Annotated in this window: 13 protein-coding genes; 8 read left to right on the top strand and 5 right to left on the bottom strand. The window is 37.7% G+C overall.

The window, feature by feature from the left end; genetic code table 11:
- Positions 1-45 precede the first annotated feature (45 nt).
- Positions 46-1,278 carry a hypothetical protein gene (locus ABN763_RS10165; protein WP_410485352.1) on the bottom strand — a complete coding sequence of 411 codons (1,233 nt, stop codon included), beginning with the start codon at positions 1,276-1,278 and terminating at the stop codon, positions 46-48.
- A 125-nt stretch (positions 1,279-1,403) separates the two neighbouring features.
- Complete coding sequence (locus tag ABN763_RS10160) at positions 1,404-2,282, bottom strand: hypothetical protein (RefSeq protein ID WP_410485351.1); 879 nt, start codon at positions 2,280-2,282, stop codon at positions 1,404-1,406.
- Positions 2,283-3,398: 1,116 nt separating this feature from the next.
- Here ABN763_RS10160 and ABN763_RS10155 point away from each other — a divergent pair.
- From ABN763_RS10155 to ABN763_RS10140, 4 genes are all read left to right on the top strand, one after another.
- A complete protein-coding gene (locus tag ABN763_RS10155) occupies positions 3,399-3,725 on the top strand; it encodes a hypothetical protein (RefSeq protein ID WP_410485350.1) in 327 nt (108 codons plus the stop codon).
- A gap of 47 nt (positions 3,726-3,772) precedes the next feature.
- Positions 3,773-12,928 (top strand): Calx-beta domain-containing protein, encoded by a 9,156-nt coding sequence (locus ABN763_RS10150; protein ID WP_410485349.1) that lies wholly within the window; start codon positions 3,773-3,775, stop codon positions 12,926-12,928.
- 32 nt (positions 12,929-12,960) lie between these two features.
- Positions 12,961-13,887 carry a type IX secretion system membrane protein PorP/SprF gene (locus ABN763_RS10145; protein WP_410485348.1) on the top strand — a complete coding sequence of 309 codons (927 nt, stop codon included), beginning with the start codon at positions 12,961-12,963 and terminating at the stop codon, positions 13,885-13,887.
- Positions 13,888-14,394: 507 nt separating this feature from the next.
- Positions 14,395-15,831, top strand: a complete 1,437-nt coding sequence (locus ABN763_RS10140; protein WP_410485347.1) for a leucine-rich repeat domain-containing protein — start codon at positions 14,395-14,397, stop codon at positions 15,829-15,831.
- Positions 15,832-16,257: 426 nt separating this feature from the next.
- On the opposite strand, the gene ABN763_RS10135 is transcribed toward ABN763_RS10140, so the two are convergent.
- On the bottom strand, positions 16,258-17,550 hold the full coding sequence (locus ABN763_RS10135; protein ID WP_410485346.1) for a hypothetical protein: 1,293 nt from the start codon (positions 17,548-17,550) through the stop codon (positions 16,258-16,260).
- A gap of 530 nt (positions 17,551-18,080) precedes the next feature.
- Between ABN763_RS10135 and ABN763_RS10130 the strand changes: the two genes are divergently transcribed.
- A complete protein-coding gene (locus tag ABN763_RS10130; RefSeq protein ID WP_410485345.1) occupies positions 18,081-19,484 on the top strand; it encodes a hypothetical protein in 1,404 nt (467 codons plus the stop codon).
- Between the two features lie 229 nt (positions 19,485-19,713).
- Here ABN763_RS10130 and ABN763_RS10125 read toward each other — a convergent pair whose 3' ends face one another.
- Together ABN763_RS10125 and ABN763_RS10120 are read right to left on the bottom strand one after the other, a co-directional pair.
- Positions 19,714-20,544 carry a serine protease gene (locus ABN763_RS10125; protein WP_410485344.1) on the bottom strand — a complete coding sequence of 277 codons (831 nt, stop codon included), beginning with the start codon at positions 20,542-20,544 and terminating at the stop codon, positions 19,714-19,716.
- 20 nt (positions 20,545-20,564) lie between these two features.
- Positions 20,565-21,278 carry an SOS response-associated peptidase family protein gene (locus ABN763_RS10120; protein WP_410485343.1) on the bottom strand — a complete coding sequence of 238 codons (714 nt, stop codon included), beginning with the start codon at positions 21,276-21,278 and terminating at the stop codon, positions 20,565-20,567.
- A gap of 212 nt (positions 21,279-21,490) precedes the next feature.
- Between ABN763_RS10120 and ABN763_RS10115 the strand changes: the two genes are divergently transcribed.
- From ABN763_RS10115 to ABN763_RS10105, 3 genes are read left to right on the top strand one after another with little or no spacing between them, the layout of a single operon-like run.
- Positions 21,491-22,684, top strand: coding sequence for a hypothetical protein (locus ABN763_RS10115; protein ID WP_410485342.1), 1,194 nt, complete (start codon positions 21,491-21,493; stop codon positions 22,682-22,684).
- On the top strand, positions 22,656-23,711 hold the full coding sequence (locus tag ABN763_RS10110) for a hypothetical protein (protein WP_410485341.1): 1,056 nt from the start codon (positions 22,656-22,658) through the stop codon (positions 23,709-23,711). Before ABN763_RS10115 ends, ABN763_RS10110 begins: the two co-directional genes overlap by 29 nt.
- 53 nt (positions 23,712-23,764) lie before the next feature.
- On the top strand, positions 23,765-24,844 hold the full coding sequence (locus ABN763_RS10105; RefSeq protein WP_410485340.1) for a hypothetical protein: 1,080 nt from the start codon (positions 23,765-23,767) through the stop codon (positions 24,842-24,844).
- Positions 24,845-24,933 lie beyond the last annotated feature (89 nt).

Below are 24,933 nucleotides of genomic sequence, written 5' to 3'. Positions count from 1 at the left end.
TCAAAAAATCATAAAAAGGTAAAGAACCGAATCAATCGTTTGCCTTTATATGTTCCTAAAACCCCTAGGTTTGGTCAATGCCGATTGTTTTCGTGCAGCAAGCTGCGCTTTCCTTTTCTTGGGGCCAAAAAATGGTTCATCCGAAAGACACTCTCGTAGTTCGCTTAATGTAGCCTTTTTAGCGTGAATGGTAGACGGCTCTTCACCTTCTGGTAAACCCTGCCATCGCATAAAAACAAATACATTTTGTGTGCCACAGCTGTCTAGCCAATTCGTAACACCGGGATCTTTAGCACTAATGACGAATCGATATTCATTATTGGCGTTTAGCTGCGCTTGCGCCGCTGTTAAACTGGTTTGTCGTTGGCAAAAATCAAGTGCATTAAACCAAAAATCACCTATTTGAATGGATTGATATTTCGCCTTCGATTTTGATACGGTGATCATGATTGCATCATCAGGTCCCATTACAAAAAATCCAGCGGCATTCCATTGACCAGGCAAACCGCTACCATCTTGCGTGGGGCGTGGTTGGCTTAAATAATCGCTTGCAAGGTTCGCCCGTAGACGATCTACAAATTTTACCCAACCTTTAGTAGCGTTAATTAAGTATTTAGACGCTCGTGCGTATTGATCATTTAGCAATGTAGGCGTAAGGTTAGCATTAGGCCGACCTACGGTATCAACACGCTCAATGTACCAGGTGCCACCTTTTTCTTTATCCCAATCCATAAAACTTTCCCGAATAAGCACACTGTTTGCCTCAAAATCATCTTTATAATTTTTTAACCAATTTTCTGCTCCTTCTGGTTTCTCTCGGCTTATATAAAGTTCAAAGGTATCATCACTTCTGAGATTCAATTTTTCGCCATCGATTTGATCCACGGTGATAGGACTTGTCAAGTTTTCGTTATAGCCAGGATTACCAGCACCGACCTGAATTTCAAGAGATGCACTGGTTCCCTTTTTACCGCGTATGATATAGATGCCATCTGAGGCGATAGTAGCCGCAAAATACTTGTTGTCAGGATTGTATAAACCATACTGATTATGCTGATTCATTACCCTAAATTCAGGATGAAGCGGGTCATGAACAACAAAGCCTTCATCTAGTGCGGCTGCTATTTGGTGTTTAAGCTGCTTTTCTGCTGCGGCCAGTTCTTGTTCTGGATTAGGACTAAAAGCATACCATGGTGCTGTTAACATGATGCCTCTTGCTTGTTCAATTGCTTTAGCAAATTGAAGCACTCCGTTTAATTCTGTTTGTAAATCATTCATAATGAGAAGAATATTGTTGTAAATAATGTATAATAAAACTAAAGACGTTTACCATTGTTGGCTATACTAGTTCCGCCATTTAGTGATAACGAATTAAAGAATATCAACCTTCGGTTGGTCAACCACTATTCGGATAAAAAGCTAAAATTCAAAAACTTAATGCATATTGAGTTTAAAAGGTCTTCAGTTGCTGGGTTACGTCCCAATCCTTGATTTAATCCACCTAAAGCAAAGCTTTTAGAAATTTCAACTAATTCATCACTAAAAATAGCGGGATCGTAGTCGCCTAAAAATTTTGTTGCGGTTTGTTCCAATTCATCAAAGGCTGATGGTTGCCTAGAAATAGCAATAAATAATGCATTAAGTGCGATGCCTCTAGCTTTGCCCGCTACTATAGTATTATTGCTCATTTGTGATACCTTAAATGTGCCCACAAATTTTGTTGCTGTACTATCTAGGTTATTAAGTGCCTCGGGTTGTCTTGCTATGGCATTAAACAATTCGCTTATTGCAATACCTCTAGCTTCCGTGTCTGCGTTAAAATTACTACTCATGTTTGAAGGATCGAATGCTCCCAAAAATTGGGTTGCTGCACCATCTAAAACCTCAAATGCCTCTGGCTGCCTTGCAATTGACTGAAACAAAGTTGCCAATGCTCTTCCACGTTCTACAATGGTACTATCGGTAAATGGTAACAACTCTGTGAAGTCAGTATAAATTTCTTCGGAGGCACGTATGAGTACATCAGCTGCCTCGGGTTGTCTTGCAATAAACTCAAAAAGACTTTTTATTTGACTCATTTTTACTGCATTTATATCAAACACATCATTACTTTCAATCAGTGTTGAAATGGAGTCTAATAACCTATTTTGCTCTGCTTGTACAAGGCTTAGACTATCGTTTAGCGTTCTCACCTCTCTTTCTAAGTCTTCTATTTCGTTAGCATTACAACTACATAATAAAATAAAGACTGTTCCCAGTAGGGTACCTAATAAATTTTTCATGGCTTTGGATTTTGAATTGTTTATATCTTACTAGTATCATTAAGCTGTAAATCTTTATGATTTAGGTATTTAGACTTACAATACTTAATCGCTGTACAATATTACTTTGGCGTCGTGTTTTGTTCAACAAAAACAGAGTGAAGAGGAAAAAGAAGCGCTGAAGCCGAAAAAAACATGTTAACCTTGCTGTTCGAAGTACGCAATCTAGAAACACTATCTTCAGGAAGATATCCTTATGTGTAATGATAACACCAGCTTAAGAAAAAACTGGAGTAAAAAATGATAAACTTTTAGTAGCTAATATTGACGGTGATTGGACTACGATGGAATTTAAAGCTTACTTTGGTGCCATCATCTTGATACTAAACTACATTGAAATAAGAGCGAACTTAAACAACCACGTTATCAATAAAGTTCAAATAAAATATAATAAAGTATAGTAGTTGTTTAGCTGGCTCAAAACCTAATTCATAATGCCCCATTTTAAATTTTTCATTTGCGGAGTCGGAGAGGGCCGAGCGTAAAGAAAATGTCCAGTGGATATTTTTAGCGCAGGAGCCAGTTGATGTGTCTGCCTCGAATATATTCGTTAAAAGACTTGAGTGACTCCTCCTTTTGTTTAAACTCCTATTTTGATATGTTAACAAGGAAAGCAATGGGAATTACAGTATAGCTAAGTTCAACAAAATGAATTGTTTATTGATGAAAACAAAAGCTTAAACAGAATAATTTTCCTATTCGTTTTAACATTTTTTTATTATTTTTACTAGAGTGATATTTGATTCTTTCCCTAACTATCAAATAAAATAATCTCTTTCAACAATAGGAGATTAAAAAATAAAAAGACGAATTGTACCAAAACATTTTTTGGTGCGATTACGGGCTATTGATATACTATGATTATCCATTTGGCTATGAAATCGATAATCATACTGCAACGTGATTTTTTTTGACGGTCATCAACACTACAAACGGTTGTTGATGCTATATTTTAAAAATATTAAAAGACGAATAGTTATTTTATGATATAACAAAGAAACCCCGCAATTGTAAACTTTGGCGAGCACACAAAAGCAGGGTCTGGATAAATGATTAGCTAACAAATAACCAACCATTATGATATTATTTTTACTTCGCTTAAGAGGGAAAGTACGCTATTGGCATTCTTTTCTTAAAAACTGGTGGTATACGTCTAAATTTCTCCGTGCAGAATATAACGATTCTACAGTTTTTGTACCAGTATTTATCTCATTTTTTGTTCGCTTTTATTTTGTTAAACAACACATTTTAAGTCAACCAACTACGTTTCGCTTTGCGCTAAGAGACTTGTTTGCTGTACGCTTGCTAGCGGCCTATAGTAATACGAAAGCGCAACAATATAGATTCCATCATATTCAAGTATCCCAAACACATATCACAATGGGTGATGGCATTCTTGCATGAAACAACCAATGATCACTATGAAAAGCTCAATAATTAACCATTACCATATGAAGAAGTCAATACGTTCAAAATACCTTGTACTTGTGCTGTGTTCCCTTTTCGGGAGCGCATCACTGCTTGCACAAAACCCTGGAGGGGTAGGGAATCCTGATGGGACCGTCGCAAACCCTTTTACAAGCTTGGGTCAGGCCAGAACCTTAGTCAGTATCGATGGCACCTATAATTTTAACATTAATGGCGAAACCTTTTCGACCTTTGTGTCGGCTGATGGCTGGGTACTACTAGCGTCAAATGATGAAACTGGTACGCAAGAGGCCCTTACAATTAGTACGACCGTAACGAAAGGGACAAATAGCATTTTATCGGCAGCAGCCTTTGCTGAGTTAACGGATGCCACCGAAGTGCGGATACAAGCAGAGCGTGGATTGAATGCAGGACAGGTGGATGCAGTGTCAACCAATGCAACGGTACTGGCGCGTTTAGTTGCGTATCAAGCCTTTGGTCGTCGGGACAATATCGCACTGAACACCCAATGGTCTGGTACGATTGGAACCTTTTTTAATGATAGTAGTGCCTGCAATACGCAAGCAACTACGGGCGGTGCTACGAATTTTGCACTATCAAATAATATTATTCACAATTGCGGTAATACTTTTGGTATCCATTGGATACCAGGCTCGGCATTATCCAACGTTAATAATTCTCAAGGGGGTAATACCGGTTTTAACTTGTATGGACGGGCACCGGCGGGGGAGGCTGATTTAGCACTTTGGTTAAAAGCAGATGCAGGCACCAATACAACTACTGAAGGAGCATCTGTTTCTTCATGGGGAAATTCAGCAGTATCCTCAGTAATTCAAGTGACCGCAAGTGGAGCGGAACAGCCTACGTATAACCTAGGTACATCGAGTTTGTTCAATTTTAATGCTTCCATTGCATTTGACGGAGATGATCAGCTAACAGATTTGGTAAATGCACCTATTTCGAATATTTCTGAGTCCAATATGTTTGTGGTTTCTGTTCATAACAATAGTAGCAGTCAGGGAGTTGTTTTATCACTTTCCGACCAATCAGTTGGCGTAAATAGAATAAATTATCATATACTAAGAGGTATTACCACATTTTGGGATATTGATGGTTTTACAGGAAACGATCGATTACGAGTAGCAGATAATATTATAGCCACAGGAGAGTTTTCAATTTTTGAATTTAACAACAGTGTTTTAAATAGTTCAAGATCCATCTCTTTAAATGGAGCTGCAGTTAATGGTTTTCAGAACAATCTTACAACACCTAATAACCAAGCGCAAAGCCAAACAGTCAATTTAGTAAGAGTTGGTACAGCGATAACAAATTTTACAGAACGGTTGAATGGAAATATCGCTGAGTTGATTCTGTATGGAAAAGACAATAGTCCCCTAGAAAAACAACAAATACAATCCTATCTGGGCATTAAATACGGAATCACTTTAAACAGTGGTGCAACTGCCTATCTGGCTTCTGATGGCGCTACAACAGTTTGGTCAGTTGATGGTACGTACAACAGTGATATTTTCGGTATTGCCAATGATGCCACTTCCGGCTTGGATCAGCAAATTTCAAAATCAGTAAACAGTGGTGCGGTCTTAACTGTATCTACTGATACTAATTTTACAGGGGCCAATGGTACCCATGTCTCCTTAACTGATGGGCAGTTTTTAATGATCGGTAATGATGGCGGTAGTAGCTCAACAGTGGTGACTACAGGGGTGCCGACGAATCTAAACGCACGTTTAGAGAGACAGTGGAAAGCTGTAAATACTGGAGGCGTAGGTACGGTTAATTTAAGTTTTGATGTTGATACGAATTCAGCCCGTACTTATGAGCTCATTATTAATGGTGCCGCTAGTGGTATTTCTGGAACCATAAATGGCAATTCTGTTGAATTTACGGGAGTTGCCCTAAGTAGCAATGATATTTTTAGTATTGGTTTTACACAGATCGCTCCTGGGGGTACGATACCTAATTTAACGCTTTGGTTAAAAGCAAATGCAGGAGTTACGGGTACAACAGCAGTAACCCAGTGGGATGATCAGTCAGGAAATGACAATCATGTTGCTCAAGGCATTACCGGTAAGCAACCAGATGCTACACTAAATACGATTAACTTTAACCCTACGGTAACTTTCAGTGGCGACGCTAATGACGCTACAGGTGATGGTATGCAAACTATTAATACAATAACGCTTGACCAGAGTGCTAGTATCTTCGCTGTTACCACACGACCCACTCAAAACACAGGTACAAACACTTCATTTCGTTCTGTAGTCGCCAGTGCTGAAGATTGGGGGGCGAGTACTAACAATAACGGTTATTGGCTTGGTTATGGTAGAGATAATCTAGAAGCACGGGGCACATCACATTCTGTAGCCGGACTTAATACGTTTATTTCTGGACCAAATGCTACCGGTGATTCAGCTTTTCTTAGTACATTGATCAATAATGGTGGCACAACTGAACTATTTGGTAATGCTCTTAGTGCAGGTACGTTTACCAACACAGTAGCTGGTTCTTCTGCTTTCTTCTATGACATTGGTCAAAATTCAGCTGTCCCTGCACCGTTTGGACCTGAACGACATTTTGCAGGAGATATTGGTGAGATTGTTGTGTACAATCAAACACTCAGTGTAACCGAAAAACAACAAGTCGAATCGTATCTAGCGATTAAATACGGAATTACGCTTAATAGTGGTGCAACCGCCTATCTGGATTCAGGAGGAAACACTGTTTGGTCCGTTGATGGTACGTACAACAGTGATATTTTCGGTATTGCCAATGATGCCACTTCCGGTTTGGATCAGCAAATTTCAAAATCAATTAATACCGGAGCTGTTTTAACACTTTCAACCGATACCAATTTTACAGGAGCTAATGGTACTCATGTGTCCTTAACTGATGGGCAGTTTTTGATGATCGGTAATGATGGGAATAGTGGAGCTCCCGGTGATGCCGTCAATACCGATTTAGATACCGCTACCTATTATGAACGTTCTGCCAGAGAATGGAAATCCGTCAATACCGGAACCGTAGGAGCTGTAAATCTTCAGTTTGATGGCTATGATGATACCTGGGTGCTATTAACAAGAACTGCCGATGGTAATTTTAGTGCCACGACTGGCACTACAGCCACTGCGCTTTCAGCTGCAGGGACGGTAAGTACTACCTTAACAGGAACTACCTTCTTTACCTTGGCACGATTAGGCACCAGTATCGAGTTTGAAGCAGCAACCGCCAGTGATGTAGAAGCTACAGGAGGTAATCTTCCTAATTTGTTAATAGATGGAACTTTAAATGAAAATACATTGGTCGATGTAATAATAGGCGCAGCAGGTACGGCTACAGCCGGCACGGATTATACCTTAGGTGGCGCTGCGGGTGATGGTGCAGTAACCGTTACAGTAACTATTCCTGCAGGAACGTATACATCCGCAACACCAGTAGCTTTAACTAGTCTCAATGTCTCCGGAGGGGGGTCAGTTAATTTTGGCATTACTGATGATAATGTGGTGGAAACCGATGAAACGATTGATCTTACCTTATCTAATGCGCAATCTGGATTGGTGATCCAGGAAATTACCGGAGGAGCATTAATCGATAATCATGTATATACAATTACCGATGATGATGAATTAGAAGTTGAATTTAATAATGCAACCTATACCTCAACCGATGAGACCGGTGTGATTACTTTAACCCTCGATGTATCTGGTGCAGAGATTACCGCTGCCGAAAGTATTGAGGTAGATGTTACCGGAGGTACTGCCACAGGCGCAGGAACAGATTATACCTTTACTGATCCGACTACGGTCACCATCCCGATAGGAGACTATACGACTCCGGGAACGGTAACCACTGATATTTCGATTGCCACCGATGCGATTGTAGAAGGTGATGAAACCATCGACCTGGCATTGATTAACCCATCAGCCAATACGAATGTAGGTACACAAGATACCGCTACCGCTACAATTATTGATGATGATGCTTTAACGGTTGAATTTAATAATGCCACCTATGCTTCTACCGGTGAAACAGGATTGCTTACCTTAACTCTGGATGTATCAGGAGCAGAGATTACCGTTGCCGAAAGTATCGAAGTAGATGTCACTGGAGGTACAGCTACCGGAGGAGGTACGGATTATACTTTTGCTGATCCTACAACTGTCACCATCCCGATAGGCGATTATACGACTCCTGGAACGGTGACCACCGATATTACCATTGTTACCGATTTGTTGGTAGAAGGTAATGAGACTATTGATTTGGCATTAATTAATCCATCAACAGGAGTTACTGCAGGAATACAAGCTACCAGTATAGCAACTATTATTGATGATGACACTTATGTTTTTTCCATAACGCAAACTGCAGATGGAGCTGAAGCAGCAAGTCCAACAAACGCTCAATTTACAGTGAGCATCGATGGTGGTGTGCTTAATACAACCGGAGCAGCGATAACGGGAACAATTGCTCTTACCGGTACCGCAACTGCTGTCTCTGATTATACTAATGTTACCTCCTTTTCAATAGCTGATGGCACAGGAAGTGTACTCATAGATATTCCCGTGTTAGATGATGTTGAAGTAGAAGTTACTGAGACCATTATCGCAACAATTTCTGCACCAAATGTAGGTACTATAAATGGAGCAGCTGCTAGCGCTACGGCCAATATAACCGATGATGATAGCGGAACCTTAACCATAAGCATTACCCAGACTACTGATGGTGCTGAAAGTGCTACGCCAACAGATGCCGTTTTTACAGTAAGTCTTGATTCGGGCGCAACTAATAATACCGGATCGGCAATAACGGGTACGGTAGCACTTACAGGTACTGCTACCGCAGCAGCAGATTATACAGTGGTAACCACTTTCTCCATTGCTGATGGAGATAGTTCGGCTTTAGTGACCATTCCCATTTTAAATGATAATGAAGTAGAAGTTACTGAGACCATTATCGCAGCGATTTCAGCGCCAAGTGTAGGCACCATAAATGGAGCAGCCGCTAGTGCTACGGCCAATATAACCGATGATGATACAGCTACAATAACCATAGCAGCCGATGCCGATGCGGATGAAGGCACAGCAAGTAGGGCATTTACGCTTACAATGAGCGCAGCAGCATCTACTAATGTTGACGTAAGTTATGCCTTAACGGGAACCGCCACGAATCCTGACGATTATACGGATGCTACAGCAGTAGCGGGTACGGTAACCATTCCTGCGGGTGCTACTACCGCTAGCATAAACCTAACAGTTGTAGATGATACCGATCCGGAGGCGACTGAAACCGTGATTGCTACCTTAGCAGCAGCAACAAATAATACCGCCGTAACTGCTGATACCACACCGACAACCTTAAATATTTTAGATAATGAACCCTTACTGGTTGAATTTCCTGTAACGCCCGCAACAACCGATACTGAGAATCAATCAGAAGCAACACGTACCTATCCTAATTTGGTAATTTCAGGAGCGTTAGCCGCTGATACCGATATTGTTTTAGGACTGGGCGGTGCAGCTACCTTAGGGGTTGACTATACGCTTTCGACCATAACCATACCTGCAGGTATATACGATGGAACGTTATTTAATCTCGGTCCTTTTGTAACCATTATCGATGATAATATTATTGAAAATGAGTCGATTTTATTCATTGCAAACAGCCCGAATGCTCCATTTGCATATGGCGACGCTGACGGTGATGGTGTTTCAAGACCCACTGCAGTATATACGTTTCTTGATGATGATAATTTAACTGTAGAATTTGATAGTGCGACCTATACCTCAACTGACGAATCGACCGCTGTTACCGTGAATTTAACGATATCGGGAGGTGATTTTTCTTCAGTTAGTTTTCCCTCGGGAGTGAGTATTAATATTACGGGGGGTAGCGCTACCGGGTCTGGTACTGATTACACCTATACCAGTGGTACTGCCATCGAAATACCCAATGCTGATTATACAACTCCACAAACCATTTCATTCGACATACCTTTAAATGATGATGTGATTATTGAAGGCGATGAAACAATTGAATTGGAAGTAACCTTAGTTCCATTCAGTTTTCCACCCTTACCACCAATTTTATCGAGAAGAACGGTGATCGGTACACAAAATACTGCTGTAGTCACGATTACAGACGATGATGTGCCAGAGTTTACAGTAAATCCATTAACCCTAGCGGTTAATGAAAATGCAGGCACCAATACGTTTACGGTGGTACTCGATGCGCAACCTTTAACCGATGTGGTGTTTGATATCAGTAGTGATGATACTGCTGAAGCAACGGTTGATCTGTCTCAACTAACCTTTACAAACGCCAATTGGGATCAACCGCAAACGATAACCGTTACGGGTGTTGATGATATTACGGTAGCGACTGATGTAGCAAATATCACTGTGGCGATTAATGATGCCGCCTCGGATGATGCTTTTGATTCCCTGGCAGATAAAGTAGTAGCAGTAACACTTAATAATGACGACGTAGCAGTAGGACCAACCTCTTCAAATGCAGCGGTGAATGTCCTTGAAAATGGCGGTACAGCTACTGTAAGCGTTACTTTAGGAGCACAGCCAGCAACCGATGTAGTAGTCGATATTGTCTCCTTAGATACCGGAGAGGCTACGGTGGCACCAGCAAGCTTAACATTCACTAATGGGAATTGGGACCAACCTCAAACAATAACAATTACTGGGGTCGATGACTCCTTACTGACTGGCGATACATTAACATCGGTAACAATAACCGTAAATGATGCAGCGTCTGATGACGCGTTTGACGGACTTTCGGATACCGTGGCAGTAACCGTAATCGATGACGATGAAGCCGATTTAACGGTGTCTATTGCAAAAACGGTGGATGGTGCTGAAAGTGCCACTCCAACAAATGCGGAGTTTGAAATTACCTTAGATGGCGGTTTGGTCAACGATACGGGTGTCGATATTACGGGTGAGTTAACAATAACAGGTACTGCTACGGGTGGTAGCGATTATACAGATATTACCGCTTTCGCAATTCCGAACGGTGCCAGTTCGGCCACCGTAGTGATACCTATCTTAGATGATACCGAAGTGGAGGTAACCGAGACACTAATTGCTACAATTTCTAATTTGAGTACCGGGTTACCCAGTGCATCCAACAGTGCAACAGCTGATATTACCGATGACGACGCAGCCGCATTAACAATATCAATAGCACAGGCAGTTGATGGTGCGGAAAGTACAGCACCAATTAATGCCGCCTTTACTATTAGTTTAGATGGTGGTGTTACCAACAATACGGGTGCTGATATTACGGGAACATTAGCGTTAACGGGTACCGCTACGGCTGATGCAGACTATTCTAATGTCACAACCTTTGTGATACCAAATGGAGTTAGTAGTGCGTTATCTGTAATTCCGGTATTAGATGATCTTGAAATAGAGGGTGATGAAACAATTATTGCCACAATCTCCGCACCAAGCTTAGGCGCTGTAAGCGCTTCTGATAATGCTACAACAACCATTACGGATGATGAAACGATTAATGGTTTCAGTATTTCAATATTTGCAACGACCGATGGTATTGAAGGGACACCCGCTACGGATGCTACCTTTACTATTGGTATTGACGGGGGGCTAACCAATAGCACCGGTGCACCTATAACAGGAACAATTGCTTATTCGGGAACCGCTACGGGTGGTGCCGATTTTACTGAAGTCACTTCCTTTAGTATTGCTGATGGCAGTGGTGAAGCGATCATTACAATACCAATTTTAGATGATACTACTATTGAAGGTGATGAAACCATTATTGCAACCATTTCAGCACTAAGTCAAGGATTTTTAGGAGTTACCAATGCCACTGCAACCATTGCTGACGATGAGCAGGATACTGATAATGATGGTGTGCCTGATATACTTGATGTAGATCCTAACGATCCGAATAGTGACTCGGATGGTGATGGCCAAAGTGACATTGATGAAACCACTTGTGGTAGTGATCCGCTTGATGTAGCGGATACTTCACCGGATAATGAAGGGGACGGCATTCCGGATTGTGCCGACGATGATGACGATAATGACGGCGTACCCGATACGGACGATGCCGATCCTAACGATCCGAATAGTGACTCGGATGGCGATGGCCAAAGTGACATTGATGAAACGACCTGTGGTAGTGATCCGCAGGATACGGCAAGTACTTCTCTGGATACGGATAGCGATGGGATTCCGGATTGTGCTGATGATGACGATGATAATGACGGCGTGCCAGATGCTGATGATGTTGATCCGTTAGATCCAAATAGTGACTCCGATGGTGATGGGATATCAGATAGTGATGAGACAGATTTGGGGACTGATCCACTTGATCCAAATGATACACCAACCGATACTGATGGGGACGGTATTCCGGATGACTTAGATCCTGATGATGATAATGATGGCGTCGCTGATGCGGATGACGTGGACCCATTAGATCCGAATAGCGATTCCGATGGTGATGGTATTTCAGATAGCGATGAGACTGACTTGGGTACTGATCCGCTTGATCCGAATGATACACCTACCGATACTGATGGTGATGGCATTCCCGATGATTTAGATCCTGATGACGATAATGATGGTACCCCTGATGTCGATGATGATTTCCCACTAGATCCAACCGAAGATACCGATACAGATGGTGATGGTATTGGTAATAATGCAGATGCAGATGACGATGATGATGGTATTCCCGATGCAGACGATAGTGAGCCACTAGTGCCATTTAGTCCAAATGGTGATGAAGATGGCGATGGTATACCGAATAGTGAAGAAGATGCCAATGGAGACGGAAATTTATTCAACGATGACTGCGATGAAGATGGTACTCCCGATTTCTTAGATGCTGATGCCTGCACCATTACTGCGGAGGATATTGCCACCGCGATAACTTCGAATGGAGATGGTATTAACGACACCTGGGTCATTCGCGGTATTGAGAACTTCCCGAATAATGAGGTGTTTGTCTATAGCCGCTGGGGCAAAGAAGTGTTCAGCGCGCGAGGTTATCGCAATGATTGGAATTCGGTTTATAAAGATAACAGTGAAAAGTTACCACAAGGGTCTTATTACTTCGTGATCAACTTAAATGACGGAAAAACCAAACCAATTGAAGGATGGTTATATATCAATTATTAATCAGCATTATGTTTAAATCAACACAGAAAACAATGAAAAAATATATAAGCATCTTCATCCTAATAGCGGCATGTACATCACTAAGTGTTCATGCACAGCAAGAACCGTATTATACCTTATATCGGTATACGCAGAATATTTTAAATCCAGCGGCGGCGGGGTCCAACGATCTTACGCAGTTTACCACGAATATCCGAAGTCAATGGTCGGGTGTAAATGGGGCACCAGAAACACAAAGTTTGGCTTTTGACACCGCTTTGGGCGAAAGGGTCGGTTTGGGTTTATCCATCGTAAACGATCAAACATTTATAGAAAAGCAGACCGGTATTTATGTAGATTTCTCATATAATATTCAGTTAAACGATGCCGCCAGACTATATTTTGGTTTGAAAGCTGGCGGTAATTCCTATGATGTGAACACCGGTGGGTTAAATACTGTTGGTGCGACGGCAGACCCCTTACTCGCAAATATTAATGAGTTTAGACCGAATATTGGTGTGGGGGTGCACCTTACCTATGATGATTTCTTTGTGGGTTTGTCGGTACCTCGTATGCTCAATAACGAACGGTTGGATGATGAAGCCGGAATTGTTACCACCGCTACTGAGCGTCCTCACTTTTATGGTATGCTGGGGTATAATATTGGCTTAGGACCCGATTGGCAAATACGCCCATCCGTATTGGCGCGCTATGTAAATGCAACTCCTGTTTCAGTAGATATCACAACAGCGGTGATGTATGACAATAAGTTTGAAGTAGGGGCGGCGTATCGTACCGACGCTGCTTTAAGCGGATTTGCGACCATTATGGTACAAAACTGGTTACATTTTGGCTACAGCTATGAAAGTTCATTCAACAATCCGATCGCCGATGCATCGATGGGAACGCATGAGGTATATATCCGTTTTATTTTTAATAAATCATCAACCAATAATGGAGTACTCAGTGAGAATGACTAATAGTTGACATCAATGATGATAAAAACCTTCTTGTGGCCATACAAGAAGGTTTTTGTTTTTAACTGTTCATGAATGGAATTATAACTTCTCTCAAAAGTTTTGACTTTAAAATGAGGTTTTAAATAACCATTCCTGAAACGCGGGGTAAAATGTTATTTGAGGCTTAATAATGAAATAATAATGTTTAGAAAAACGTAGGAAATAAAAATATTAACTACCATGAGAATTTCTTTTTAAAAGCACTTTTTGTCGGATTCTATAGGCATTTACTTCATTTTCTCATGTAACATAAAAGTAATATCTCACAATATTACGTGTATGATTAATTTTCGGGTGCAAAGTGTAATTTTCTTCGGCCATTGTTGCAAATAACGGGTTACTAAAAAAACAAAGTGGAGGCATCGAAACAAGTTTGAAATGGATTTTTAATTTCAGTATTTTTACTTTAAATAATAGCTTACCATTAGCCAAATGATTTTCAGCTTTCAATCCTTCAAAGTATTATTATTGTCCATAGTTTTTTTGCTTTTTTTCTCTTGTGAAAAAGAAGTGGGTGACGAACTTAGTAATACAACTCAAAAACTCCCAATTAAAATTGTCAGTTTAATTGATTCTTCAGGAACCGGTGACTTAGTTATTACTAATGGTAATGGCCTTAACACAACTTATAATGAGCTAGAATATGATAAGATTCACGAAATTGAAGTAAATCTAAGCGCCGAAGGTACTTATATATTTGCCATTGAAGATTTTACTCATGGGAAAATAAAAATGTATGCCTCTAAAGAAACGTTAGAAAATTATACTAAAGAGAATCCATTTACGCTTCAATTTGAGCATTATAAGAATCAAAAAATAGCCACTTTCCTGGTAAAATCGGAAGATGGACCAGATCTACGACATAGAAAAATTGACTTAACAGTAAATCAAGCCTATGGTTCCCTATATCATATTGATTGGGGTGATGGTAGCGAAGAAATAGCTGAAGCTCCATTTGAAATTCAATCACCTAGCGATAGAATATACCATAGATATGCTACTTCAGGTGAATATACTATAACGCTTCGTACGACCTATGGTGAGGAAGTATCAGGACTCAATTTACAAATTACTGCGAATGGGAAAGGAGACAGAATTCAAACGCTCGAATTAGAAAATTTACCGAATTTACGCACCTTAAGTTTAGGGGATAGTGATATGATCAATGTCGATTCTGTTATTGAACAATACCCAGAGCTCACAAGTTTAAGTTTACGATTTGGATCGCTTGAATCTATTGATTTATCAAAGAACCCTATGTTGGAAGGGATAAATATAACGGGTAATTATAATACTATTGTTAAAGGAATATCTAGTTTAACCAATTTAAAAGGTTTGGGTGTTACTGGTAATATTGAAAATTTGAACCTGGCCCTATTTCCAGATTTATTATCCTTAACTATTCGCGGTCACAAAATAGGTACTCTTGATCTTTCTGCAAATCCGAAGCTCACTTTAATAACACTTCAGCTTAACGATTTAGACGAAATAAATCTTAGTGCAACTACAAATTTACGATCTTTATTTATTACAAATAATAATCTTACTGGTCTAGATTTAAGTAATAATAAGCAAATTGAGTATTTAAACTTATCCGCCAATTATATTAATGAAATAGATCTTACGCAGCAGGATAAATTAAAATACTTGAATCTATCTTCAATTTTTATTAAACAAGTCGCCGCTCCTGAAAGCCTAGATCATCTAGCGTTGATTGATTTAGCGAAATCTCGGTTTTTAAATGAAGTCGAATTATTGGATGCAGTTTTTAAAGGTCAAGAAAACAACCCTAAAACTAATGGACAGATTATCTTTCATGAACTGGCAAATGTCCTTGAAAGACAAGTCATTTTGTTGAATCAACTAGTGACAGTCCATGATTGGGTCATAAATGTACCTGAATAATGATTGCTTTCGTAGCTGGTTATTTAGAACAGGATATTTATAATTGAGCAAAACTTCCACTCAAATTAGCAGCAGACGATAAATTCACAGAATCTTTTTAACTAAATCCTAATTATTTGTCATTTAAAATAGGGTATTGTATAAGTAGGTAAAGTTGAATCAAACCTAAATATAATTTCCACTAGTGATCGATCCCGAAAAAGTAACAATTTTATCATTATTGTTAGGATTTTCTTTAATACTGCCACTGAAGTCCAATATTCTAATTACTGTAGTTGTTTCATCTTTACTGCATCCAATGACTACAAATACTAAAAAGAGTATAGCAATTGAATTGATTTTTTTTGATAGATGAAATGATATTTTTATATAAAAAAACTTATATATACCTCTTGAAAAATAGGGTTTAGGATTAAAAAATTACTACTAATTGCTCTCTTCTACAAGCTCTATCTTATAAACCGAGGAACCACCTTCGAACACAATTCCTATAATATCACCATCATCATTGAAATCAAGATCATGTATTTTTTTTAAAAAGCCTTCTTCCTGAATGGTTGAAACTTGTTTCCATTGTTCATCAGAGTTGAAATATTGAAATATTACCACATGTTTTTTAGATGGTACATGTGGACTCCCAGGTGTTCCTTCTCTATAAGCGACGGCTATTAGATTACCAAACTTATTGATGGTAACGGCCTGTTCTCTTATTATGATATCTCCTTCATTTTTTGGGGTCAATCGAATTTCTTGTCCTTTTTGTACCCAGCCTGCTGCAGTTTTGTGATACACTCTAAAAAAAGGTTCATCTGCTCGTGCAAAAGTTGGCCTACGAGTTGCTACACCTTCAACAATGAAATTCTTTCCATTAGCGCTAAGATCTAAATCGGACGAAAACGCTTCAAGATTAAGTTCTCTTATTTCTTGGTTTAGCATTAGTCCTTCATCAGTAACATCATAAATTTCTACAAAGCTTCCCTCATCGTTACCAATAATTAGTACGTCACCTTCACTATTTAATTCAGCATGTCTCATGTCTAAAAAGACCAAAATTTCTTCACCCAGTTGTTCCCAATTTTCATTTTCACTTAATTTAAATACTCTAAGTGAATTATTGCCACTACTAAATCGAAGAACAACGAGTATATTTCCTTTTTTATTAAGAGCAATAGAAGAGCCTTGAGATGTCCTAAAGGGAATATCTTGACCGAGTTGTACCCAAGAACTATTATCATTCCTGAAGACTCGGGTTAGGCCATCTCTAAAAAATTCCTCAGTTGAGTCGTAACTTACTGCAATAGTACTTCCATCATCGCTCATAGCAACATCGTAGCCAGCCCAGTTGGGCTCAACATTGATATCACCATATATATCCTGGTTTGTTTGTGTCCATTCCTCAGTTTCAAAGGCAAACACTCTGATTCGTCCACTGCAAAAATTGACACATGAATTTGGTTTGGCTTTGGAACCCAGGATAATTTTATTACCTGTATTATTTAAATCCATAGAGTGTTCAGAACTAAGAAAATTCAAACCTTCGAAATCATCACCCTGTTTTACCCATGCTATGTTTTCAAAACCTATAAAATCAATGTCATTGGGGTTAGTACTTACAACTGGAATAGATTCTTCTTCAGAAGGAATTTCTATAGTGGTGTCATCTGTACAACAGGTTAATATTAAAAGTGTAAAAAAGGGTAAAATTGTTCTTTTAACCATGATCAGCTGATAATGTAATTAAGTTTAAACATTTTGCATAAAAGCTAAAAAAATGTCCAATAAACTAATTTACTCTTTTGGCGACATTTTATTGCTAGTATTGTTTACGATTCGGCAATTATATTACTTTTTTTTAATAATATAAGCGATTTAAATTTACTGATTCCCTAAGGCCTGTTCGGATAGCTATTTAGATTTCTTTGGTTAGAAATTATTCGCTTAATCTAGTAGCATGAGTTTACATATAATGCAATAGTACTTGTCCAGTTCTTTAAAATAAGGCTTAGGTAAAGTTCATCTTAACCTAGATTTTAAGTGAATTGGTTATAGGTATTTGTAACTTGAATTTCATATAACTAAAAATTAATGCCTTAAACACAAAATAGTTTTAATGTGGTACTGAAATGTATATTTCAAGTTAGCTAATCAAACCTTTTTCGTTACCACTGCATGTAATCTTCCCTATTAGAATTGAATGTTCAGATAATTGTTGATGAATTTAACTTAACACAATAAATTGACAATACGATATGTATGAAAATCAGAATATGGCCATTCTTACTTCCGTAGATGGTTCAGAGAGGTTTAGATATCCTCAAGGGGTATTCACAGACAGCTTAATCAAATCAATGCTGTTTAACAGGTATTGTGTTTTGCCTTTAGCATCTGCTATGAATTCCCTGGAGCTTCATTATCATATTGACCGTCAAAAGAAAGAGAGTGATATATGTTTTGTTGAACAAGCCATACGAGAGGGATGGTTGCGTCCCACCTTACACGAACGTGTAAGCAATAATGTTGATTTAAAAAAATACCTGGAAGAAAAGTACAAATCCACTAAAAAAAGCTCATTACCTAGTGAAGTTACAGATTACGATCACTATGAGGATTTTTGTACAGAGGTAATGCATGATTGTATTGAAAAAGTCAACTATGAATATTTAACGAAAAATAACATTGATCCTAACCATTCTTCTAAACTGTTTCTTAAGAATGTGCTGGAGTATATTGATCCGGACCCCAAACGTTTAGATGAGATTCGTTCGGAATACCCACAACATTGGCAATCAATAACCAATGTGCTTGCAGATACTGCAGAAATCAGAAAGTCGGGCTTATATGAAGCTATGAATTTGATGCAAGACGAGTCAAAACTCAGTCGTTCACTTCTAATTGGGGAGATAGGTCGTAAACTTGGTAACAAGAACGATAAAAAATATGATCACCCAGACTATATACTTGGACAAATTAATGGTTACGAACAAAGAAATATCAATTCTTACAAAACACTCTTTAAATGGATAAATCGCGCCCATCATAGGGCCAGCGCTTCCACGCTGAACCTTGGTATTAATATACCAAAATTTAGCTACAAGGATGATTTCGTGATACATGAAAGAAAATTTACTATAGATAAAGCACCTATGATTAATCCTTTTGAAATGTTACTTTCAAAGAAGAATAAAATTCCAAAAGTATTGCTGCCGACCTATTTTCAGAATGGTTTTTTCGATAATGGAGGTCTCGTTCAGGCTAGAAAAATTGAAGGAGAAAAGTTTTTTGACCAATTGGACACTTATGAGAAAGATCCGTCCGACCAAAAAGCAAAAGAAGAGCTCCAAAAACTCTTCTCGAATTATGCAAATGCCATTTCAAAATCAGTCAAGATTAGTTTATGTCCTTCATGGCTAGGCCACTGGTCCGTTTCAGTAGGTGGCTTGTTATTGTCTTTGCACGACAAAATTGACCCAGAACAACAATTTGCAATAGAACACCCTTTATTGGGCATGTTGCTGTCTAGCGCGGGGACGTTAATGATTGGTTGTAGAGCCCTTCAGACATTCGAAAAACATGGTGGTCGTTTTCTTACCCAACACTTTAACCTGACGTTGGACAACCAAAACGCAAGTAATGATACTTTGTTAGTCTACTAAAACCTTCCAGAATTTGTGGCTAGTCATTTAAAACTGGACATACTAGACAGTTAAAAATTTCTTCAAATTCAATAATAGTTTAGGATAGTTAGAAAATTGATGATTCATTTAAAATAGGGTATAGGTAAAGTTCAAATAAATCTAGGTATGTTTTTTATAATGGTAAATGGACAAAGTACAAGGCCGGAAGTCTACCTATCAAGGCTAAGTCCTTTAATTGATTCGGCGTTTAAAAGAGTAGATCATCTCTACCGTGTTTCTTTTCATAGACCTGTATGGTATCGGTAATATGATCGACTGGTTCCACGAGTGCTAGTCCTGAATTCTCTTCAAATATGATCCTAGGTCGTTTTGTTTGTTGGCTGATTGCAACATCTTGAAATGGTATATAACTTTTTACAACGCCAATTAAGTATGCCTGATTGTTAATTTTCGTTCCTTCAATTGCGCCAACTTCAGGTTTCAAAATAACGGGACCACCACTATTACCAGGAAAGACAAGTGAGTCAACAATAAAATCTGTGCTCAAATTATCAAATAGATCCCGTATTCTACTAATTGAACCCTTTCGCAAAAAAACATATTGTCGATCTCTATCTAACATCCCCATTGGAAATCCTAAAGTAAATGTAGAATCACCTTCACTTACTCCAATGTCTTTTAGCTTTTGAATATTAGCAACAGTTTTATCAGACTGGTAGCAATTGATTTTTAGACCAATTTGATCAAGTAATGGTGCGTTCAATTCGATTACGGCGACATCAATATCTTGACCAATATGACCAGTCCATAGCACCTTATCATCCTCTATTAATCTTAAAGGTATATCGACAGAAGCCAGGTTTTTTTGCGGGTTAAATTTTAAAACTACAGAATCATAACCTTGTAAAACATGTTTGTTAGTGACTAAAAAGATTCTATATTTTTTATGTGGTTTTTCTTCAGGTTTCAATTTTTGACCATATAGAAAACCCGTACCGGTCCAATGTTTACTGTCATCTTTGTTTACTGATCCAATTGCAACAACGCAATCAAGAAAGTATGGTGGAATATATGCCATAGTACTAAACTAATAAAGATTTACTGATCAGGATTTAAAATGTAAGAACGATTTGTATCTATATTAATGTTTTTTAAATCTTCTGAAACTCTATGGCTACATAATTCTTCAACTGTAAACCCAACACGTAATAGTTCTCTAACATGAGGTTTATCTAATTTCCCCATCAGCGAATCATCACAAAAGGTTTCATCTAGAACCAAGGGTATTTTTAACTGAGAACTATTAAAATTCTCAAAACTGGGCTTAACTGATGTTGTAATGATTGCTGCAGTATATAGGTCATCAGCTGGATCGAAATCATTATAAACACCTGCAATCATGAAAATTGATCTTCCTGATATTTCAGACTCATCAGATATATACCAAAAATGATGTTGTACAGTATTGTTCTTTTCACATGTCAAGAAGAACCCATCAGAAATAATCAAACACCTTTTTCTTAATATACTTTGATTATATGTGTTATTGTCGAACAATGTTTTATCATTAACATTTAATGTATCATACTTTTCTCTGAAACTATAAGGATCTTCAACAGCCCAATCAGGAATAAAGCCCCATTGTACCGGATAAATATATTCGGGATCTTCTTGGGGAATCATATATAAAGCAGGATGATCTAATCCGTATTTATGATAGTACGATTCATAGGACAATGGTACTGCCATTGTTTTGCCGGTTATTTCTTCAATCCTATTTTTGTTTGCTGTTAACGCTTTATCATAAAACATTGGTTCCCTGACTTTAAAAACAAATTTAACTGATTTACACTTAGAATTTCTTTTCTAAATAGAGTTCACATTAAATCAGTACGTTCAACTAATAAAGCGGTATTTATTCTATAATAATAGCTAAGATTATAGAATATTCTTACATTAATTATTCTCCCCTTAGCCAACTGTTTTGGTTTAAGGGGTTTTATGATTTATTAATATCCAATCTCATGAAGAAGTTATTTAAGGTAATTATTTTCTGTATGTTCCAACTCAATTTGAGTTATGGAAATTCAGCCTTAGTTAGTGAAAAAGAAAATCTCGGTGTGGTTTATGTGGATCCTGCTACAGCAATTGCCATTGCACAAACTGCAGTACAAGTTTGGCAAGCGTTAGGCCCTAAAGATCAAAGTATTAGTCAAATTATGAATATGTTGCAAACTATCGATTCCAAATTGGATATTATTAATGAGAAGATGGATATTGTTATTGAGGAGTTGCAAAATTTAGACAAAAAAACATACCTATTTTTTAAAACAGCTGAAGGGGAAGTCCTCTTAAAAAGTATGATCACATTTGATAGAGCCCTTTTTGAAGAAATTAAAGACCTTCCTTCATCACTCAGAAGCCAACAGAAGAAGAGGTTTATAATCAATGAGGAACAACGACTTAAAGAATATTCAGACCGATTACATGATGTTTTTTTACATCTCCAAAAATTTGGTGAAAGACCTGAAATAGCATCATACATATCGGTTTCCTTCCAACTCGAAAATAGAATTTACGAAAAACTAATATTCGCCAACTCAAATGTGTTACCAAAATCATTAATGCAGTCCAGGCAAGATAATTATTTAGACTTTTTTTCCAAAACGATAGTTCAACTGGAAAATAGATTAGAAAAACTTAAAAAGGAGGGGCCGGAATCTGACAAAAATAAAATTGCAAGTGTTTTAAACCTTACTAATCACGGAAATGGCAAATGGACTAGAAATAAGAGTGGTGTTACTTTTATTAAAACACATAGAACTAATGAAGGTAGACGTGGAAGGGTGTTCGATTACCATGAAATTATTTGGCATTATTTTACGCTTGAACAAACCGAATGGTTGAAATCCGAGGATCTGGATAACTTAAGATTCGAATTGGGATATGAATTTGATGACTGGTTCTATGGCTTCAATATGAACGTTACTGTTAGTACTCAAAAAGGTGAAAATTATAAAAAAAAGAAACCAGGAGATTGGAAAAGTGCAGATCATGACTTCTTACCAAGTGTGAATTCAGAAATTCAAACCAATCTTCCCAAAATATTAAAACCAAGACGCGATAAGCTTTTGCTATTATGTTATAGCATAGAAAATGTTTCAAAATCACTATTTAATATTCAGAAAAATGAAGAAAGCCAACTTTACAGCAATTAATTTGATATTACTTCTTATATCTTCATTTTCTTTTAGTCAGTCAGGTTATACTGTGGCTCCCTCAGGTAGTAATGGTATAATTATAAGACTAACAGCAGCTACAGTTAACAAACCATTTAAAGGAATCATTAGTGGATTCAACTGGCTTAGAGACATTGCAAATGAAAAGGAGAAAAATCGATTTATTAAGAACCTAATATCGGATATGCAAAATGTGTCAATTAACGAACAGCCTAATTTTTGGAGAATTAACTATTATACAGAACCTTCGGGGGCAAAGAAAATGGGTCATATCACAAAATTCGGAGAGGGATCCACTTTAGAAGATGCTTTTGTGGATAATTATAAGTCTCCTTCATTACAATCTACACCACCAAAACTTCCCTTTGAACACGGGCTGTTTATTAAAATTCAAAAAACAGAAAATGGAATCATCATACAAGAATTTATCTTGACAGATAGTGAAATCAAGTCAAATTATATTAATGCAAGAAGGAAGGCAAGAAAAGACATAATAGCTTGGTCCAAAAATTCTGCTGCTGAAATCACGTCTATTGAAGACATATATCCTGCATACTTGAATAAATCTTTAAAGAGAAACAATAAGGTTAAAAGAATTGCTAGAAAAATTGAAGCAATTCAAAATAGAGAAAAACTATTATTGCTAAATAAGAAATATTCTGAATTAGAATATAAGATGAAAACTTCTCTAGAGAAATACGTTAAAAACCAGAAAAAGTTACAAAACCATATGAGGGTAATTAGTGTTGCGAATCTGTTACTTTCAGTGGCAAGCGCTAGTAATTCAATATATCAATCTGGAGAAAACAACGATTTAGAAATGAGGATGAACAGCCTTTCTGAGGATGCTCAATCAATTCAGGCTGATTTGGGGTATCTTAAATCCAGCGTAAACAATATGCATCATGAAATATTAGAGATCAATCAAAACACGATTTTAATCATTAATGCAAATGATTTTAAGATTAACATTGATTATCCTTCTGAGCCACCACTTGTACAGTAAATCTGGAACTTACCCAGAAGAAGGCATTAAACCATAAATAAAATTATTATCCGATGAAAACTAAGATTCTTATTCATATTATATTCGCTTTTGTTTGTTTTTCCAGTTGTAAACTCAAGAAGGAATCATCGAAGTGGAGAGCACAAGTAAATAAGTCTATTGAAGACATCACGAAAGCTGTTGATGGAATATCAAAAGCAGTGCCCGGTGAAAGATATTTACGATTAATTGATAAAGCCAGAACTGGGACAGCTGAAGAAAAGGAGCAGGCTAGAAAAGATATTATTGCAATATTTGGAGTTGATCCGCAAAATAATAACTGGGAAGTCGTTATTAACTTCAATTACAATACGAGCAGAACAATTCAGGCTGACGCGATAATGAACTTGAATAACTTTAGCATTTCAATAGATCAAGCGGTATTGGAAAATAGAATTAATATCCAAAAGGTAGGAAGCACGCTGATCGCGCCACTAAATGAAACAGAATTAAGGACAAAGATATTTGGCCATGTAAGTAAAGCGGTTGGATTAATGAGTGGCGAACCAAAATATCATACATTCGGAAATAATACAAAAGCTCAAGTATATTGGCCAAATTCCGCAATTATGCCAACGCCATTTCGTTTAGATGGTGGTTTTTTGGGAAATGCAAAGCGAAAATTGGAAAAAGAAGTTAACGAAAAGATAATATTAAGAAGTACCATAAACGAAGAAATTACAAACGCCATATGGTCACTAAGAGAGCCATTAAGGAGAAGACAACTTGGAGAACCTAATTTACGATTTGATTGGGATCCAATTGATGGAGGTAATGTTATTGTGTTCATTGATGAAAATGACTTAAATGAAATAAAAGAGAAACATGGAAACAACCATATCATTGTAGAGGCGGTTATTAAAGATAAGATCAACAGTTTAAATTTTAAGAATTATAATCCTTTTTTGCTGAGAGTAAGTGATTTTTTACAGGCAAATCGTTCCATCAAAATTGGCAAAAATAGAACATGTTATTGGGCAATTGCAAACTTAACTAGAACTTCATTTATCAATCCAGAAACTTATATAAGTGTAGAGGAACTAAAAAAAGGAATTACAGAACTCAAAAAGCTTAATGCAGAAAATATCGAATGAATCGCTTTAAAAAATAAATAGGATTTTACACTATTAGTAATAATGTCAGATTTAAAACCCTGATTTATCCAGATTAAAGTGAAACAGAT

The sequence above is a fragment of the Spongiivirga sp. MCCC 1A20706 genome, assembly GCF_046524175.1.
Classification (GTDB): Bacteria; Bacteroidota; Bacteroidia; order Flavobacteriales; family Flavobacteriaceae; genus Spongiivirga.
Note: the sequence above shows the minus strand (reverse complement) of the source record. Positions and strands in the feature narration are given on the sequence as shown.

What these genes read in the sequence shown, in the direction of transcription:
- ABN763_RS10115 (WP_410485342.1), top strand. Translation starts at nt 21,491, where the DNA reads ATGAAGAAGTTATTTAAGGTAATTATTTTCTGTATGTTCCAACTCAAT.
- ABN763_RS10120 (WP_410485343.1), bottom strand. Translation starts at nt 21,278, where the DNA reads ATGTTTTATGATAAAGCGTTAACAGCAAACAAAAATAGGATTGAAGAA.
- ABN763_RS10165 (WP_410485352.1), bottom strand. Translation starts at nt 1,278, where the DNA reads ATGAATGATTTACAAACAGAATTAAACGGAGTGCTTCAATTTGCTAAA.
- ABN763_RS10155 (WP_410485350.1), top strand. Translation starts at nt 3,399, where the DNA reads ATGATATTATTTTTACTTCGCTTAAGAGGGAAAGTACGCTATTGGCAT.
- ABN763_RS10110 (WP_410485341.1), top strand. Translation starts at nt 22,656, where the DNA reads ATGAAGAAAGCCAACTTTACAGCAATTAATTTGATATTACTTCTTATA.
- ABN763_RS10135 (WP_410485346.1), bottom strand. Translation starts at nt 17,550, where the DNA reads ATGGTTAAAAGAACAATTTTACCCTTTTTTACACTTTTAATATTAACC.
- ABN763_RS10150 (WP_410485349.1), top strand. Translation starts at nt 3,773, where the DNA reads ATGAAGAAGTCAATACGTTCAAAATACCTTGTACTTGTGCTGTGTTCC.
- ABN763_RS10160 (WP_410485351.1), bottom strand. Translation starts at nt 2,282, where the DNA reads ATGAAAAATTTATTAGGTACCCTACTGGGAACAGTCTTTATTTTATTA.
- ABN763_RS10105 (WP_410485340.1), top strand. Translation starts at nt 23,765, where the DNA reads ATGAAAACTAAGATTCTTATTCATATTATATTCGCTTTTGTTTGTTTT.
- ABN763_RS10130 (WP_410485345.1), top strand. Translation starts at nt 18,081, where the DNA reads ATGTATGAAAATCAGAATATGGCCATTCTTACTTCCGTAGATGGTTCA.
- ABN763_RS10145 (WP_410485348.1), top strand. Translation starts at nt 12,961, where the DNA reads ATGAAAAAATATATAAGCATCTTCATCCTAATAGCGGCATGTACATCA.
- ABN763_RS10125 (WP_410485344.1), bottom strand. Translation starts at nt 20,544, where the DNA reads ATGGCATATATTCCACCATACTTTCTTGATTGCGTTGTTGCAATTGGA.